This window comes from Gallintestinimicrobium sp. (assembly GCF_046968865.1).
Lineage (GTDB): Bacteria > Bacillota > Clostridia > Lachnospirales > Lachnospiraceae > Gallintestinimicrobium > Gallintestinimicrobium propionicum.
The window spans coordinates 31,465-47,847 of record NZ_JBKVPW010000007.1 but is presented as its reverse complement, the minus strand read 5'-3'; the positions used below and the strand labels follow the sequence as shown (position 1 = coordinate 47,847).

The window sequence follows — 16,383 nt, the reverse complement described above, 5'->3', positions numbered from 1 at the left end:
AATTCCTCTCATTCCGCCGCGAAAACGGCCCAAAAATTAACCACTTACTTTACTTTGTATCACATTTTACTATAGACAGTCAACCCATTTACAGGGGGTTTTCTCATATCTTTTCCCAAAACCACATATAAATATGAAAAAATCTGGTGGCGCTTTTTGAAAAATATTTTCCGCAAACGGACTCCTCTGTTTCTATGCACGCTTTTTCTGTGTATTTTTCTGCCCGCAATTTTGCTGTGTTCCCACTGCTTTGACCGGGCTCTTTTCCATAAAATAACAAGTGCATATGTGCAGTCCAGCCTTGAACACGATGCCCTCAGCCTGCACTTTGTCATGGCGTATCCGAATCTGCAAGGGATTCATCTAAAAGACGCTGCGCTTCCGGTTTATTCTAAGGAAGCTTCCGAGGCTTCTGCCGCCTCCCGGCAGAAATTGTTATCCGTGCTCTCCTTTCTCGATTCAAAAAAATTAAATGAGGAGGAACGTTATACCTACGATCTGCTCTGCGACAGGCTGGCTCTCGACCTCGAAGAATCCGATTTTTCCTATTATGAGGAACCCCTTTCCCCGACCTCCGGCATGCAGAGCGAGCTGCTTTTATTATTTGCAGAATATCCGTTTTATACCGCTGACGACGTGGAAACCTATCTTTCCCTCCTGCAGTCCGTTCCCGATTACGTGCAGGGTCTGCTTTCTTATGAATCCGAAAAAAGTGCAGCCGGGCTTTTTATGGAAAAAGAGGACGCCGAAAAAAGTGCACAGCAGTGCCGCGAAATCCTCACAAAGGAGGCGCTTTCCTCCGGCACGCACTTTTTACAGACGACGTTTTCTTCCAGACTTGCATCTCTTTTACAAAAAGGACTTCTGACCGCCAAGCAGCAGTCACAATACGAAGCCCAAAACCAGTCGCTTTTGTCAAAATCCGTCCTGCCCGCCTGGCAGTTGCTCGCAGACGGGCTGGAACAGCTTTCCGACACCGGTCGCACGAGGGGAGGACTTTCCCAGAAGCCCGACGGGCGGCAATATTATGCCTGGCTCGTCAAGGAATCCACCGGTTCCTCCCTTTCCATGGATCAGCTCTATTTGCTCCTTCAAAAACAGTTTCAGAAAACCTACAAAGAGATGAAGCAGACGCTGACCACTTATCAGGAGCTGACCGGCGGTACGCCTGACCTTGCCCCGGTTAACGATGGATTTCCACTTTCTGATCCAACCGCCATTCTGGAAGATCTGCAAAACCGGATGCAGCAGGACTTTCCGGCTCTGGCCGATCTAACCGCCCAGACGGTTCAATGCGACATTCAGGATGTGGACGCCGGGCTCGAGGCATATTCCAGTCCCGCCTTTTATATGATCCCGCCTATCGATGCTCTGATGCAGAATACGATCCGCATCAACCGTTCCTCGACCGCGGACGGAATTGAGCTTTACACCACACTCGCTCACGAGGGTTATCCGGGGCATCTCTACCAGACCGTCTATTCCTCCCTTGTCTGCGACACGCAGACGCTGCCAATTCGCAAGCTGTTCTCCTACGGCGGATATGTGGAGGGCTGGGCGTACTATACCGAACGGATTTCCTATGAATATGCCGCACAGGTCCTTGCGGAGGCGGAAGGCAGCTTGGGCAGCTCCTATCCCGCTGCGCTGCTCTGTACGCTTCTGGCACAGCAGCGCGATCTGCAAATCAACCTGTTTTGCTTACTCGACCTTTCTCTGCACTATTACGGCGCGGAAGAGTCAGAGCTTCTGCGCTCCCTCGAATCCTTCGGTCTTTCGGAAGAGCAGTCGGAACGTGTTTACGACTATCTGCGCACTGCCCCTGCGGTCTATTTGAAGTATTACGTTGGTTATCTCGAAATGAATGCCCTCAAAAAAAGAGCCGAACTTCAGTGGAGCGACAACTTTTCCCTGCTGCGCTTCCATCGCTTTGTCCTGGAAGCTGGTCCGTCTGATTTCGAAAACCTTACAAAACGGCTGAAACAGACTGCAGCAAAAACGGGCTGACCACGCGCCAGCCCGTTTGGTTCATGCCCATAGATCGCTCACAGAGCATGCATTTTATTGTTTTATTCCACGCTTTTCAACGATTCCGCCATATTGATCCGTTCCAGCTTCAGATACATCACAACATCTACAATGACCATAAATACAAAGGTCAGCAGGATACTCTTTACAAAACTAAAGGGAAGCACCCGCGGCTGAAATGTAACCATATCGACATCAATATTTGCAATAACAAACCGGTGCAGGCAAATTCCGGCTCCCAGTCCGACAATTGTTCCGAGCGCTGTCAGCACGACATTTTCCCGGAACACATAGGATGCTGTCTCCTTTGGTCGGAAACCAAGTACCTTGATCGTTGCAATCTCCCGGATTCGCTCGGTGATGTTGATGTTCGTCAGGTTATAAATTACGATAAATGCCAACGCACCGGCGCAGAGGATGACCAAAAGCACCACTGCATCCAGACTGCCCATCATTTTGTTGATCTGGCTGAGCATATCCGCATTGACCGCAACCGCAGAAACGACGTCGCATGCCAGCAGCTTTTCCGACAGTTCCCGGTTCTCCTGCGCACCATCCGATGCATGGATATAAATGCTCTTGTAAACCGGATCACTTCCGTTATCGAGTTTCCATGTCTCCGGCGAAATATAAACGTAATTATAAATATAGTTTCGAGACAGAGCAGTCACCTTCACTTTTAGCTTTTCGCCATCCTCTGTCCGCAGTGTAACGGTATCCCCAACGCGGATCCCGCATTTTCGCGCAAGCTTTGCACTGATAACAGCCTCTTCCTCACCAGGCCATGGAATATCCTCACCCTCTTCTGTCCGCAGCCGGATATACTCCTGCGCTGCCCCGGTATCCTGCGGAATGACGACATTGGCGGTCTTGACACCACTGCGCCCCGTCAGATCCATTGCAATCTCACAGAAGGGCATCCAATCCTCAGAGGATTCGGAAAGCACCTCGGTAAGTTCAGAAAAGTCTGCCGCATCCGCGGCCGGATACCCCTCTTTCAGTGTCGCGCTCATATCATACAGCTGCACTTCCTCATACTGCATATCCGCAATGTCCGCAATCGTATCCTTTATACCATATCCGGTTACAAGAAGGGCTGTGCAGCCGCCGATACCGATTACCATCATAAAAAATCTCTGCTTATACCGGAAAACATTCCGCACGGAAACCTTTGCCAGAAAGCTCATATGGTTCCAGAGCAACGGGATGTGCTCCAGCCATACCCTTCTGCCGCTCTTTGGCGACTTGGGACGGATCAGATTTGCAGCCGTGCTCATCAGCTCGTACCGACAGGTCAGCCACGTTACGCCAACCGAGCATAAAAGTGCCACTGCAAGCGAGGCAGCCGCCAGCCCCGGGTCAAACATCAGCTCATAATCCCCCATATGGTACATGATCTTATATGCATTCCAGATGACGGTCGGGAAAATCGTCGAACCGATCAGAAAACCGATGACAGAACCGATCCATGCCGCACTTCCCGCATAAAACAGATATTTCCCCATAATCCGGGCTTCCGAATAACCGAGTGCCTTGAGTACACCGATCTGTGTCCGCTGCTCCTCTACCATCCGGTTCATTGTCGTCATACACACCAGCGCCGCTACCAGGAAAAAGAAAAACGGCAATACCTTCGCAATTCCGGCAACGATCGTAGAATCATTTTCATAACTGGCGTAACCGATATTAGTATCCCTGCCCAGCACATAGACATCCGGCTCCTGGATCTCGTCGATCTGCTTCTGCGCATCCGCAATCTCTTCCTTTGCATCTGCGGTCTTTTCATCCAGTGTCTGTAAGCCGTCTTCATATTCTTTCTGACCGTCGGCAAGCTCCTTCTCTGCATCCGCCAGCTTCTGTTCCTGCTCGTTTAGCTGTTTTTCCTGCGAGGAAAGCTCCTGCTTTGCAGCCGCAAGCTGCTTTTCTCCGGCTGTAAGCTCTGCCTCACTGCTTTCCAGCTGATTGCGCTGCGCATCCAGAGCTGCCTGCTGCGCATCGAGCTGGGCCAGCTGCTGCCAAAGCTGCGCAGGACTGGCGGCGGCACTGCCGGACATGCCGGATTCTGCGCCCGCCTGGCTTCCAGCACTCTGCGCAGCCGCAATCGCTGCATTCAACTGTGCCCGCGCGCTGTCAAGCTGCACCTGCCCGGCTTCCAGCTGGCTGCGTCCATCCACAAGCTGCGCGCGTCCGTTGTTAAGTTCCGTCTGCTTCTGAGCAATCGTCTGTTTTGCCTGCTGCAGCTGCTTCCTTGCGTCCGCGATCTGCTCTTTGCCGTCTGCAAGCTCTTTTTGCCCGTCTGTCAGCTTCTGCTTCGCCTCTTCCAGATCGGTACGCGCATCCGCCGTCTGATCCCGCAGCTCCTTCTGCGCATCGTCCACCTTCTGCTGCGCATCTGCTTTCAGGCTGTCGTAGCGGTTCTGCGCCTCCTGCTCTGCAATCGGCTCTGCCCAGGTCTTGAGTTCTTCGATTTTTTTCTTGTAAACGTCACTGTAAATCCGGTCATTCTGATCGAGCCGGACAAAAATTTCCGTATAATAATTCGTATCAAATCCATCCGGAAGCATGTATACAAAGCCGGAAACCCGCCCCGTTCCAAGTGTGGTCGAGCCACGCTGATAGTTAATATAATAGGAAGCATCTGCTATGCCGACGATTGTATACACGTCATATGCGAACAAATCTGCCGTCTCTTCGGGATTTTCATCCGAAACCTGAATCGTTTTTCCGATATCGTCTTTCGAAAACAGACTGGAATCCATGACGATTTCATCCGCCGCCTCCGGCAGCCGTCCCGCTTTTAATTCGACCTGATTCTGTACTTCCAAAAGTGTCTGCGCCACAAGCACCCGGCTTTTGCCGCTCTCATCCACCGCCAGGAAATCCGAAGAAACCGCGCCCTCCACTGCTTTGACATCCTCTCGGCCTGTAAAAGCGTCCACCGAATCCTTTTCAAAGCCGAGCGTCGATAACAGCCGCAGATCATACAGGTCATGGTTGTTCAAATACCGCCCGCCGTTTCGCACCATTGCAGGTGTCACCACCATCAGCCCGACGAAAAATCCCACACCCAGCGCTACAATCGCCAAAATTGCAGCATATCTGCCGAAGCTCTGCCGAATTTCCCGATATGTTGTTTTCCACATCGCTGATTTTCTTCTTTTCACGTCTCCTCACCTTCTGCCGCGCCGCGGCACAAGCCTATATTTCCAACAAACAAAATGCTTGACGAGCATCCATTCTATCCTTTACCACTCGATCTGCTCTACCGGAACAATATGTTCGTTTTTACGCATATCTGTGACTGTTCCATTCTTCACGGTGATAATCCGATCCGCCATCGCCGTAATTGCCTGGTTGTGTGTAATAACAACGACAGTAACGCCCTTTTTGCGGCAGGTATCCTGCAGCAGCTTCAGCACTGCCTTACCTGTATTGTAATCCAGCGCGCCGGTTGGTTCATCGCACAGCAAAAGCTTTGGATTTTTGGCAAGGGCACGGGCGATCGCCACACGCTGCTGTTCCCCGCCGGAAAGCTGCGCAGGGAAGTTCGATGCTCGGTCTGCAAGCCCCACGTCTGCAAGCACCTGCCCTGCATCCAGCGGATCGCTGCAGATCTGGGATGCCAGCTCCACATTTTCCAGCGCTGTCAGGTTTCCGACCAGATTATAAAACTGGAACACAAAGCCAATATCATATCTGCGGTAGTCTGTCAGCTGCTTCTTTCCGTAAGAGGAAATTTCTTTTCCATCCAGCAGGACCTTTCCCTCCGTCAGCGTATCCATTCCGCCAAGGATATTCAGGATCGTTGTCTTGCCAGCGCCGCTGGCTCCGACGATCACGCAGAATTCGCCTTTTTCGATTTCGAAATTGACGCCCTGCAGTGCCGGGATCTCCACCTCTCCCATGTGATAAATTTTTTTCACGTCATGAAATTCCACAAAACTCATACTTTCCACTCATTTCTGCGCACGCCTTTTGCGCATGTCGAGTTTGTGTCAAGTGCGCGCAGACACAAATCCCGCGATTGAAAAATTTTATTTTTCGTAACTGTTCAGTACCTCCACAGTTACCATTTTTCAATCTTATTCCTCTTCTTCCATCATGCTTTCCAGATATCCCCTGTCCCACAGGAGAATCTTCAGCTTCTTTGCCGCCTTGACCGCAGGCTCCGTAAAATACTGGTTCGTCATCACAGCACCCACCATCCGGTCGTAATAATCCCGCCCCGCATAGGCTTCCTGAACCGCCTTGACGCCAACAGGCCCATCGTAGCGCTTACACTGTACCGCATAGGTCACGCCCTCCTTTTCCGCCAGGACATCAACACCGTAATCACCGCTCCCGCGGGTCACTTCTACACTTTTAAAACCATGGTCTTCCAAAAGGTCCGCACAGAAATATTCGAAATCGTGTCCCTCCATTGCATCCAGCTCACGTCCCTTTAAATGCTCCCGTATCCGGCGTGCGCAGAAAAAAATCAGCCATATGACAAAAACAACCGCCGCCACAATGCCTGCTGCACCGGCAAGCAGCTTCCAATCCAACATGCTCTTTCATTTCCTCCAGTTTCTGACTGCAGCCCTCCTGCTAAAACGAACTACAGTTCTTCTCTTTAAGGGTACAATATTCTCCACCTCTTTACAATCCTGCCGCCGAAAATTTCATTTAGTTTTTATAATTTCTCGCTCCGTTCGTTGCGTAAAATACCGTTTTATGCTATGCTTTTCTACAGATTGTCCGATACCGTTCAATCGTATTTTTTAAGAATCCGGGAGAGCTGCAAATGAACAATAGAGAACGTTTTTCCTCCAGGCTTGGATTTATCCTGATTTCTGCCGGCTGTGCGGTAGGATTGGGTAATGTCTGGCGTTTTCCTTATATTACGGGACAATACGGCGGCGCCGCGTTTGTCCTTGTTTACCTTATTTTCCTTGTCCTGCTCGGTCTTCCGATCATGGTCATGGAATTTTCGGTGGGCCGCGCCAGCCAGAAATCCGCGGCGCGCTCTTTCCATGTGCTTGAGCCTGCCGGTACAAAATGGCATCTTCAGGGCTATGCCTGTATGGCAGGCAACTATCTTCTGATGATGTTTTACACCACGGTCGGCGGCTGGATGGCAGCCTATATCTTCAAGACGCTGACCGGAGAATTCAAAGGTCTGGATTCTGACGGCGTTGCAGCAGTTTTTAATGACATGCTCGCCCGCCCCGGTTACATGACATTCTGGATGGTTCTTGTGGTTCTGCTGAGCTTTTTTATCTGCAGTCTCGGTCTGCAAAAAGGTGTGGAGCGTATTACCAAGGCAATGATGAGCTGTCTTTTCCTCATCCTGCTCATTCTGTGTATCCGCAGTGTGACACTGCCCGGCGCTTCCGAGGGACTGCGCTTTTATCTGATTCCCGATTTTACCAGATTTACAGAAAACGGCGTCGGCAACACGATTTTCGCCGCAATGGGACAGGCGTTCTTTACCCTGAGCCTCGGCATCGGTGCGATGGCGATTTTCGGCAGCTACATCGGTAAAGACCACACCCTGACAGGGGAAACAATCAATATCTGCCTTCTGGACACACTGGTTGCTTTTCTCGCAGGACTGATTATTTTCCCGTCCTGCTTTGCATTCGGCGTCGATCCCGGACAGGGACCCGGTCTGGTGTTCATCACTCTGCCCAACATCTTCAACCAGATGGTCGGCGGACGGATTTTCGGCGTTTTGTTCTTCGTCTTCATGACGTTTGCCGCCCAGTCCACGATTATTGCCGTATTTGAAAATATCATCAGCTTTTCCATGGATCTGTTCGGCACATCCCGTAAAAAAACCGTCCTGATCAATGGAATTGCGATTATCCTCCTGTCCCTGCCCTGCGTATTCGGCTTCAACATCTGGTCCGGTTTCCAGCCGATGGGCGCTGGCTCCACGATTCAGGATCTCGAGGACTTCATTGTTTCCAACAACCTCCTGCCCCTGGGCAGCATGGTCTATCTGCTGTTCTGTACCAGCAGATACGGCTGGGGCTGGAAAAACTTCCTGGCAGAAGCCGACACCGGCAAGGGCGTAAAATTTCCCGCCTGGGCGCGCGTTTACGTTTCCTATATTCTGCCGCTGATCGTCCTGTTCATTTTTATTATGGGCTATTATCAGAAATTTAAATAAGGAGTAAAAAACTATGCAGCTTTTGGAAGAAAGAATTCGCAAAGACGGAATCATTAAAGAAGGAAATGTCCTCAAAGTAGACCGCTTTCTGAATCATCAGATGGATATCCACCTGTTTGAAGAAATCGGCAAAGAGTTTTACCGCCGTTTCTCGGATGCCGGCGTCAACAAGATCCTGACCATCGAAGCCTCCGGTATCGGCATTGCCTGCATCACGGCGCAGTATTTTGATGTTCCTGTCGTTTTTGCGAAGAAAAATCAGACCAAAAATATTGCCGGAGACGTTTTCACCACACAGGTGGAATCCTACACCCACGGCAGAATCTATGACATCATCGTATCCAAAGAATTCCTTTCTCCCAACGACAGAGTCCTGCTGATCGATGATTTCTTAGCAAACGGAAGAGCTCTCGAGGGTCTTGCTGCCCTGGTAGAATCCTCCGGTGCAACCCTAGTCGGTGCGGGCATCGTAATTGAAAAAGGCTTCCAGCCCGGCGGCGATGAGCTGCGCAAAAAAGGCATCCATCTGGAATCTCTCGCTATCGTTGAAAGCATGGACGAAAAGACTGGCACAATCACGTTCCGCGAGCAGTAATGCGGTACTTTTTTCCCAAAGTCCCATATCATAAATAGTAAAAAGGACTCTGAGGAAATTTTATGACAAAGGAATCTTTAAACAGCAGCCGGACGCCGTCTGACGGACATCTGGCTGACACCAATCCAAACTCAGCACAGACTCTCGCTGCTTCCTGCAGCCAGCCTGTGCTGACTCTTTCTCAAGGCGCTCCCGTTTCGGACACCGCCAGCTCCCAGACCCTCGGGCAAAACGGTCCCGTCCTCTTACAGGACGTGGATTTTATTGAAAAACTTGCACATTTCGACCGGGAACGCATCCCGGAGCGCGTTGTGCACGCTAAAGGAAGCGGCGCATTCGGCACATTCCGCCCTTACCGTTCCATGCGGGATTATACGAGCGCTGCGTTTTTACAGGATCCGTCCGTATCCACCCGTTTTCTGATCCGTTTCTCCACCGTCATCGGCTCCAAGGGCTCTCCTGACACTGACCGCGACCCGCGCGGCTTTGCTGTTAAATTTTACACCTCTCAGGGTAATTATGACGTCGTCGGCTTAAGCCTTCCAGTCTTTTTTATCCGCGATGCCATGCGGTTTCCCGATTTCATCCATTCCCAGAAGCCTGATCCCTGCACAAATATCAAAAACTACGCGCATGTCTGGGACTTTTTCTCCCTCACACCGGAAAGCCTTCATCAACTGATGTGGCTCTACAGTGACCGCGGCATCGTTAAGGATTTTGCCAAAATGGACGGTTTTGGTGTCAATACCTTTGTCTGGGTCAATGGAAAAGGGGAACGTTTTTACGTCAAATATCGTTTTACCGCGCAGGAACCCTTCGACATCATCGACCGAAAAGAAGGAAAACGCCTTGCCGGTCAGGATCCGGACATCGCTGTGCGCACGCTGCACAGGCGGCTCGCTTTGGGCAACCCGATCCGATATGAATTTCAGGTACAGATCATGAAGCCAGAAATGGCTGACCAGCTGTCCTTCGATCCACTCGACGATACCAAAATTTGGCCGGAGGATCAGTTCCCGTTCCAGAAGGTCGGCATGATGGTTTTAAACGAAAATCCCAAAAACTTCTTTACCGACATTGAGCAGGCAGCGTTCTGTCCCGCAAACATCGTTCCCGGCATCGAATTTTCCGCCGATAAAATGCTGCAGGGACGCACATTTTCCTACACCGACACACAGCGTTACCGCATCGGCGCAAACTTCGCCCAGCTTCCGGTCAACCGCCCGGTTTCTCCTGTCGCCAACGACCAGCAGGACGGCTATATGGCATACAAAAACCCGCCCGGCTGCGTCAACTACAAGCCAAACTCCTTAGATCGCAACAATCCGCAGGAAGCCCCCATGCCCTGCTATCCGGGCATGCGCTATCCCGGTGGGACTGTGCAGCGCTCCGTCCTTGAGAAAACCGACGACTATTCCCAGGCGCGCACCCGTTACCGCTCTTTGCCGGATGCGGAAAAAGCCCGCCTCGCGGACGCCATCGGCTGGGAGCTCGCCCAGGCGCCGATGGAAATTCGCAAACGACAGCTCGATCTGTTCGCCAAAGTAAGCGCCGACCTCGCCAACCGCGTCAGCCGTGAAATCTATCTGTTCGAGACGGGAAGGAAAGGATAAAATGTAAAAAAGAATGTGCCTTGGCACATTCTCGCGCCGAGGCGCGGTTGCTTCGGCAACCATCTACCCCTGCGCCGAGTGCGCATCCCCGTAGCGCGTTTTTATTTCATAGGACGCATTTTCCTATGAAACAATAGAATGCACGCTCTGCGAGCATTCTATTGTCATGAATAAAAAAACAGCCACAGGCGCTTCTGAATTTGCGGCGCGCCTGCGGCTGTTCTTATTTTCTTTGAGATAGAACAGCATACGCACTCTTCTAAATATTGGAAGCCTGTTTATTGCTGACTTCCTGTCGTTTTCCCCAGGATTTCTTCTACTTCTTCCTCACTCATCAAGAGATCCTTGGCGATCTTTTCGGGACTGTCTCCAAGCTGATATTTTCTGGTTACCAATTGCACAATACTTTCCTTTTGTCCTTCTTTTCTTCCAAATGCGCAACCTTCCAGATAAATCTCTTTCGACCGATAATTCAGCACTTTTCCTCCCATAACTTCCGTAACCTCCTTTTCTACATTGCTATACTTCGACGCCAGTTTTTCCACCACATTATTGGACAATTCACACAGTGCGCCACAGGTGATCGGCTTCATATGACCGCTTTGGCACTCCTTTCTGCAAGGTCTTCCCGGCATGCCCATCTGTTCCTTATTCAGTTTTTGTCTGATAGAAATCTCTGGTCGATCCGACCTTGAAAAAGTAGAAAAGATTTCAGATTCTACGGCAGGGGCGGCTCTCCCTCTGCAAAAGCCGCCTGCCATAATAGAATATATTTGATGCCAGGGTCAAAAGGTCTAAGCCCACATGAGCTTGCTCATAGGTGGGTGAAAGACCTCTTGACCCGCCCAGATAGGAGCATAAAAGTGGGATGATAATCCCACGATATGCGACTATCGGGCAGGATTGTGGGAGTGCGCAGCACGGAACAATCCGCAGGCATCAAGGTCGGGGGCTTTTGCCCCCGACATCATAGATTTAACGTAAACGATATTTCAGAAAAAATCAATCATAATCGGTTATTTATCGAAAAATCTCCCCATTTTCGATAAACACCACCCGATCAAACAACTCCAGACAGTTTTCCCGGTGTGTAATAAAAATTCGCGTTGCATCCGGATAAAATTTCCGGATATTTTCCATAATCTCTTTTTCCGTATTGACGTCCAGCGCAGAAGTGCTTTCATCAAAAATAAAAATCTTCGGATTCCGCAGCAGCGCCCGTGCCAGCAAAATACGCTGACGTTCTCCGCCGGATACCGCGTTTGCCCGTTCACCGACCACTGTATCCAAGCCCTCTGGCAGCTTCTTAATCCATTCCTCTAATTTCACAAGACGAAGCACTTTTTCCAGATCTTCGTCCGTGTGACTTTGACTGTAAAAAAGAATGTTATCCCGAATCGACAGATTCATCAAATATCCGTCTTGTCCCAGATAAATCAGATTTTTCGTCATCCAGTCACGAGGAACTTTGCGGATATCTTCTCTTCCTACAAAAACTTCCCCATCATATCCATCCAGCAGCCCTGCCATAAGGTTTGCAAGTGTACTTTTCCCGCTGCCGCTTTTTCCACAGATCCCCAGAAATTCCCCGGATTTGATCTGCAAGGAAACATCATTCAAAACCATTTTTGTTCCATAGCGGTAGCTGAGATGTTCGACCGCAATGCTGGCATCCGCAGGAACCATGCCTTGCGGCTTGCACGAAGCAAACTCCGACAGCGTCGCGTTCTCTACTCCGCCTGGCGCCGTCTTCCAGCCGCCTGACACATCTGCAACGCTATCTCCAGCTGTCACCGCGTCCGCAAACACTCCAAACACACGCACGATGCTGCTCTTTTTCTGCCGGAAATCGATATGCAAATCAATATATCCGTCCAGCGCAGGCACGATCCAATCGTAAGCTGCCACAAAAGCAACCAGCGTTCCAGGAAGCATTTCCCCGTTTGCAATGAGCAGTCCTCCGTACAGGTAAAACAGCACATTGATCAGCAGCTCAAATCCGCCGAATACCGCTTTATTGAGCACTTTTCCGTTAAAGGCATTTCGCTGAATCCTGTATTTTTCCGACAGCGCTTCTTGTACCCGGTTCAGCTCTTTTTCCTCGCTCGCCGTCGCCTTGATAAAGAAGATATTCGACATCTGCTCCTTGACCGTCTGGTTCACCCGGCTGTTGGTTTCATTGATTTTCTGACCGATCACTTCCTGCTTTTTATTGATTTTCCGGATCAGCACAATCCGCAGGATCATGAGCGCAATCGTCAATGCCGCCAGCAGCAGATTCTGTGCCGCCATGATCGTCATCCCTGCAAACACCGTCGTGTTAATCCAGATTAAACTTCCAAAGCCGAAGTAGAAAAAGTTCGCCAGCCCTTCCGTTTCATCTACAATTTTACTGATCGTGTCCCCGGAACGGATTGCTGCAAACTCCCGCAGCGGTTTTTCCAGAAAAAATCGGTACATGTCCCGCCGCAATGTTCCAAACGCATCCAAGATATATTTTTCCAGATGCAAATCCAGAATAATCAGCGTCGTGGTCACAAAATAGATCGAAACATTCACGCAGCTTAACAGAATCAGCATCGGGACATTTTCCTGCGGAATCGAGCGGTTGATGATCTGTTTTACAAGCAACGTCGGCAGCAATAATACCAGACTTCTGAATATGGAAGAAAAGAGCGACAGCCCGAACTTTCCTTTATTCTGGAGAATAACGTTCTGAATCCATTTCTCGGAATAAACCTTTGAATAATCGTTAGAACTTCCCGGATAATCTCTCATCTTGCGCCTCCTTCTACAAACTGCTCCGAGTCCTGAAATGCCGCACTCTCCGTATATTTTTCAAAATAACGGTTCCGCCGTATCACTTCTTCGGCCTTTCCGAAATCTTCAATTTTTCCCTTTTTCAGGTATAAAATTTTATCCGCATATAGGAGCGTTTTCAGCTTATGCGCAGTATAAATAACCGTCCTTTCCTTCGCCGTTTCAAAAATAAAATCCATGACGGTTTCTTCCATCTTCGGGTCAAGCTCCGATGTCGGCTCATCCATCAAAAGCATATCGAACGGGCACAACAGGCTTCTTCCGATATTGATCCGCTGGCGTTCCCCGCCGGAAACTGTATTCAGATTTTCTCCCAGATCTCCTGCGTTACTTTTTACCACTTCCTCCAATCCAAGCGCCCTGCACATCCCATCAATTTCAGCCTCACTACAGTCGCTCAAATATCCCATATTTTTGACAATGCTGCTGTCAAACACATAATTTTCCTGCAGGATTACCCGGATATGCTCCCGTAGCTGTCGGCAGTTGATTTCTGCAATATTTTCCCCGCCAACCATTACTGTTCCTGCGTTTGGGCGCACCAATCCGACGATCATCTTTAACAGCGTGGTTTTCCCACAGCCGGTTTCTCCAACGATCGCTATTTTTTCCCCTTTTTCAATCCGAAAAGAAATGCCATCGAGCACCGTTCCGCGTTCATTTTTCAGAGAAACATCGGCAAATTCCACGGTATCAAACGCCATTTCCCGTTCCGGCAAATCGTACTGTATTTCCCGTGGTGCGGATAAAAACTGCTGGAACTTTTCCCCGATTTTCTCCACGACATTGATATCGATATAGAATCCGGAATACGCCCGGATCGGTTCGCTCAGCTTCGGCAAAAGTGCGGCTAACGTCACAACGCTTCCGATGCTCAGATTTCCATGAATGACCGCAATTCCCGCAAAAATATACACCAGTGCAGGTCCCAGCGCCGCCAGCACGCGCGGAACGCTTTTGAACATATTTACCGCTACATATTTTTGCTTGATATCCTCACTCCACTGCTCCTGCAGTCCGCCGAAAACCTCCGTGCTCGCCTGCTCTGCACCGTAGATTTTGATATCTTTGATATTCTCAAACGTTTCAATAATAAAGCCCCGGCTTTTCGCTTTTACATCCCGCAGACTGCGCTCCGCATTTTCCTGCATTCGGCTGTTTTTCCCGAGCGGCAGAAGATACAGCGGATAGACAATCGCCGCCACTAAAAGCACCGGATAATAAACCCGTGCGATTGTCACCGTGCTCGTAACTGCCACAAGCAGCATGTAAAGAAACTGCGGCAGAGTGCTCACGCTGATCCGCTTGACCGTCTCCACATCGTCGGATACTGCCTGCAGAATTTCGCCCCGTTTCTGCCCGGACAGCCATGCGGTTTCTGCATGCATCAGCCGCTCCATGATCCTGTCGGTCAGGCTGTTTGCAACCGAAATAGACGATTCTGCAGTGATGTATTCCTGCGTGATTTCCAGAATTTTGCCCCCTCCCAGCGCTAAAATCAACCCGACGTTCAGCATGAATAAACCGTCTATCCTGCCCGCTGCCGCCATGTCGATAATCTTACCGATCAGAAATGACGGCATTACCCCGACAACAGCCAGTAAGACAATCACTGTTAACGAAAGGACTACGCTGAATAAATTCTCCCGATAAATCTGCTTTAACAGACCAAGTGCTCTCTTGCAATTCCATATTTTCATGACTTCGGTAATTCTTTTGATATTGCGCATGATTACAACTCCCCCCCTGTTGTGATCGGTGTCAATTTGATTATACCACTCCCCCCGAAATTTTGTACATAGTCAGCGTTCCAGAGTCGGTTCTGTAATTTTACCACAAAACAAACAGCCTCCTCGCCGGATCATATACCGCGACAGGAAGGCTGTTAAAAATATCCTATAAGATTATTCCACCTTTTCGGAAACAACTTTTCCCAAAATTTCTTCTACTTCTTCCTCACTCATCAAGAGATCCTTGGCGATCTTTTCGGGACTGTCTCCAAGCTGATATTTTCTGGTTACCAATTGCACAATACTTTCCTTTTGTCCTTCTTTTCTTCCAAATGCGCAACCTTCCAGATAAATCTCTTTCGACCGATAATTCAGCACTTTTCCTCCCATAACTTCTGTGACCTCCTTTTCTACATTGCTATACTTCGATGCCAGTTTTTCCACCACATTATTGGACAATTCACACAGTGCGCCACAGGTGAACGGCTTCATATGACCGCTTTGGCACTCCTGATCCAGCATTTCCGCAATTTTTTCGTATTCCAGTCTCAGTCCGCTTAACTGTTTCTGATTTCCATCAATTTTTCGAAATTCTTTTTCATATCGAAAAATATAAAACGGGATCAACATCCACAGTTGTTTTTCAAAAAGTTCTTCCAGGGTATAGTCCTTTACCTTCAAAATCGGAATCCCGTACTGCAATTGCTTCTGCCGTACATGGATACAGATTTTCAGTTCGTCCGACGTTGTCTTGCTGCTTCTTAAATAGATGACTGCAGAATCCGGGAATTTTACATGCAGTACTCCATTCCGATATTCTTTCTCCATCAAAGCAATCTGCGCATCATATTCCCACATCCGAATTTCCATCGTCCCATCCGCTGTGCTCTGACATTCCAGATGATATCGTTTGGAAATTCCCTTTAAAGAAATCAATGTCAGGTTGGAATCCGTAACCCGCTTCTCCTTTTTCCCCTCCGGGTTCCTAAAAAAAATCTCGTTTTCATTCGATACCACTACTTCCCGCCCGGTATAATTCGTGCCGAACAGCTCGTTAATCAGCGGAACCACCAGCTCTGGGCAGTCCTGCAGCAGCGTGCGGAAAGTGTCATCATAAGGTGTATTGATTGTCTCCATCTTTTGCCTTTCTGATACATTCATCTTATACCAGGAAGGCTCCTTCCTGCAAGGTCTTCCCGGTATCTCCATCTGTTCCTTATTCAGTTTTTGTCTGATAGAAATCTCTGGTCGATCCGACCTTGAAAAAGTAGAAAAGATTTCAGATTCTACGGCAGGGGCGGCTCTCCCTCTGCAAAAGCCGCCTGCCATAATAGAATGTATTTAATGTAAACGATATTTCGAGAAAGATCAAGATGTATCGCACAAAAAAGCGCCCCGGAGATTTCTCTCCGAAGACGCTTTTCTCTCGCACCGACGTTTTTG

11 protein-coding genes are annotated in these 16,383 nt (G+C 49.4%); 4 read left to right on the top strand and 7 right to left on the bottom strand.

Going from position 1 to position 16,383, the window contains the following annotated elements:
* The first annotated feature begins 288 nt into the window (after nucleotides 1–288).
* Complete coding sequence (locus ACLTOQ_RS07780) at nucleotides 289–2,007, top strand: DUF885 domain-containing protein (protein WP_412319199.1); 1,719 nt, start codon at nucleotides 289–291, stop codon at nucleotides 2,005–2,007.
* Between the two features lie 62 nt (nucleotides 2,008–2,069).
* On the opposite strand, the gene ACLTOQ_RS07775 is transcribed toward ACLTOQ_RS07780, so the two are convergent.
* From ACLTOQ_RS07775 to ACLTOQ_RS07765, 3 genes are all read right to left on the bottom strand, one after another.
* Nucleotides 2,070–5,171 (bottom strand): FtsX-like permease family protein, encoded by a 3,102-nt coding sequence (locus tag ACLTOQ_RS07775; RefSeq protein WP_412319198.1) that lies wholly within the window; start codon nucleotides 5,169–5,171, stop codon nucleotides 2,070–2,072.
* Between the two features lie 102 nt (nucleotides 5,172–5,273).
* A complete protein-coding gene (locus ACLTOQ_RS07770) occupies nucleotides 5,274–5,975 on the bottom strand; it encodes an ABC transporter ATP-binding protein (protein WP_021916146.1) in 702 nt (233 codons plus the stop codon).
* Between the two features lie 135 nt (nucleotides 5,976–6,110).
* On the bottom strand, nucleotides 6,111–6,575 hold the full coding sequence (locus ACLTOQ_RS07765) for a restriction endonuclease (protein ID WP_021916145.1): 465 nt from the start codon (nucleotides 6,573–6,575) through the stop codon (nucleotides 6,111–6,113).
* Nucleotides 6,576–6,811: 236 nt separating this feature from the next.
* Here ACLTOQ_RS07765 and ACLTOQ_RS07760 point away from each other — a divergent pair, with 236 nt between their 5' ends.
* The 3 genes from ACLTOQ_RS07760 (at nucleotide 6,812) to ACLTOQ_RS07750 (ending at nucleotide 10,390) form a co-directional block, all read left to right on the top strand.
* Nucleotides 6,812–8,182, top strand: coding sequence for a sodium-dependent transporter (locus ACLTOQ_RS07760; RefSeq protein WP_337427114.1), 1,371 nt, complete (start codon nucleotides 6,812–6,814; stop codon nucleotides 8,180–8,182).
* A gap of 13 nt (nucleotides 8,183–8,195) precedes the next feature.
* Complete coding sequence (locus ACLTOQ_RS07755) at nucleotides 8,196–8,777, top strand: xanthine phosphoribosyltransferase (RefSeq protein WP_021916143.1); 582 nt, start codon at nucleotides 8,196–8,198, stop codon at nucleotides 8,775–8,777.
* Between the two features lie 62 nt (nucleotides 8,778–8,839).
* Nucleotides 8,840–10,390: a catalase gene (locus ACLTOQ_RS07750; RefSeq protein WP_412319197.1), complete on the top strand. Its 1,551-nt coding sequence runs from the start codon at nucleotides 8,840–8,842 to the stop codon at nucleotides 10,388–10,390.
* A 278-nt stretch (nucleotides 10,391–10,668) separates the two neighbouring features.
* Here the strand turns inward: ACLTOQ_RS07750 and ACLTOQ_RS07745 are convergent, their stop codons facing one another.
* The 4 genes from ACLTOQ_RS07745 to ACLTOQ_RS07730 form a co-directional block, all read right to left on the bottom strand.
* Nucleotides 10,669–11,025 (bottom strand): hypothetical protein, encoded by a 357-nt coding sequence (locus ACLTOQ_RS07745; protein ID WP_412319196.1) that lies wholly within the window; start codon nucleotides 11,023–11,025, stop codon nucleotides 10,669–10,671.
* Nucleotides 11,026–11,410: 385 nt separating this feature from the next.
* A complete protein-coding gene (locus tag ACLTOQ_RS07740) occupies nucleotides 11,411–13,168 on the bottom strand; it encodes an ABC transporter ATP-binding protein (RefSeq protein WP_412288082.1) in 1,758 nt (585 codons plus the stop codon).
* Nucleotides 13,165–14,940 (bottom strand): ABC transporter ATP-binding protein, encoded by a 1,776-nt coding sequence (locus tag ACLTOQ_RS07735; protein ID WP_412272423.1) that lies wholly within the window; start codon nucleotides 14,938–14,940, stop codon nucleotides 13,165–13,167. The genes ACLTOQ_RS07740 and ACLTOQ_RS07735 overlap by 4 nt, the downstream gene beginning before the upstream one ends.
* A gap of 174 nt (nucleotides 14,941–15,114) precedes the next feature.
* Nucleotides 15,115–16,101 (bottom strand): hypothetical protein, encoded by a 987-nt coding sequence (locus tag ACLTOQ_RS07730; RefSeq protein ID WP_412319195.1) that lies wholly within the window; start codon nucleotides 16,099–16,101, stop codon nucleotides 15,115–15,117.
* Nucleotides 16,102–16,383: the final 282 nt, after the last annotated feature.

Excerpts from the sequence above, each read along its gene's own strand:
- ACLTOQ_RS07775 (WP_412319198.1), bottom strand. The coding sequence starts at position 5,171 with ATGTGGAAAACAACATATCGGGAAATTCGGCAGAGCTTCGGCAGATAT.
- ACLTOQ_RS07770 (WP_021916146.1), bottom strand. The coding sequence starts at position 5,975 with ATGAGTTTTGTGGAATTTCATGACGTGAAAAAAATTTATCACATGGGA.
- ACLTOQ_RS07765 (WP_021916145.1), bottom strand. The coding sequence starts at position 6,575 with ATGTTGGATTGGAAGCTGCTTGCCGGTGCAGCAGGCATTGTGGCGGCG.
- ACLTOQ_RS07760 (WP_337427114.1), top strand. The coding sequence starts at position 6,812 with ATGAACAATAGAGAACGTTTTTCCTCCAGGCTTGGATTTATCCTGATT.
- ACLTOQ_RS07755 (WP_021916143.1), top strand. The coding sequence starts at position 8,196 with ATGCAGCTTTTGGAAGAAAGAATTCGCAAAGACGGAATCATTAAAGAA.
- ACLTOQ_RS07750 (WP_412319197.1), top strand. The coding sequence starts at position 8,840 with ATGACAAAGGAATCTTTAAACAGCAGCCGGACGCCGTCTGACGGACAT.
- ACLTOQ_RS07745 (WP_412319196.1), bottom strand. The coding sequence starts at position 11,025 with ATGCCGGGAAGACCTTGCAGAAAGGAGTGCCAAAGCGGTCATATGAAG.
- ACLTOQ_RS07740 (WP_412288082.1), bottom strand. The coding sequence starts at position 13,168 with ATGAGAGATTATCCGGGAAGTTCTAACGATTATTCAAAGGTTTATTCC.
- ACLTOQ_RS07735 (WP_412272423.1), bottom strand. The coding sequence starts at position 14,940 with ATGCGCAATATCAAAAGAATTACCGAAGTCATGAAAATATGGAATTGC.
- ACLTOQ_RS07730 (WP_412319195.1), bottom strand. The coding sequence starts at position 16,101 with ATGAATGTATCAGAAAGGCAAAAGATGGAGACAATCAATACACCTTAT.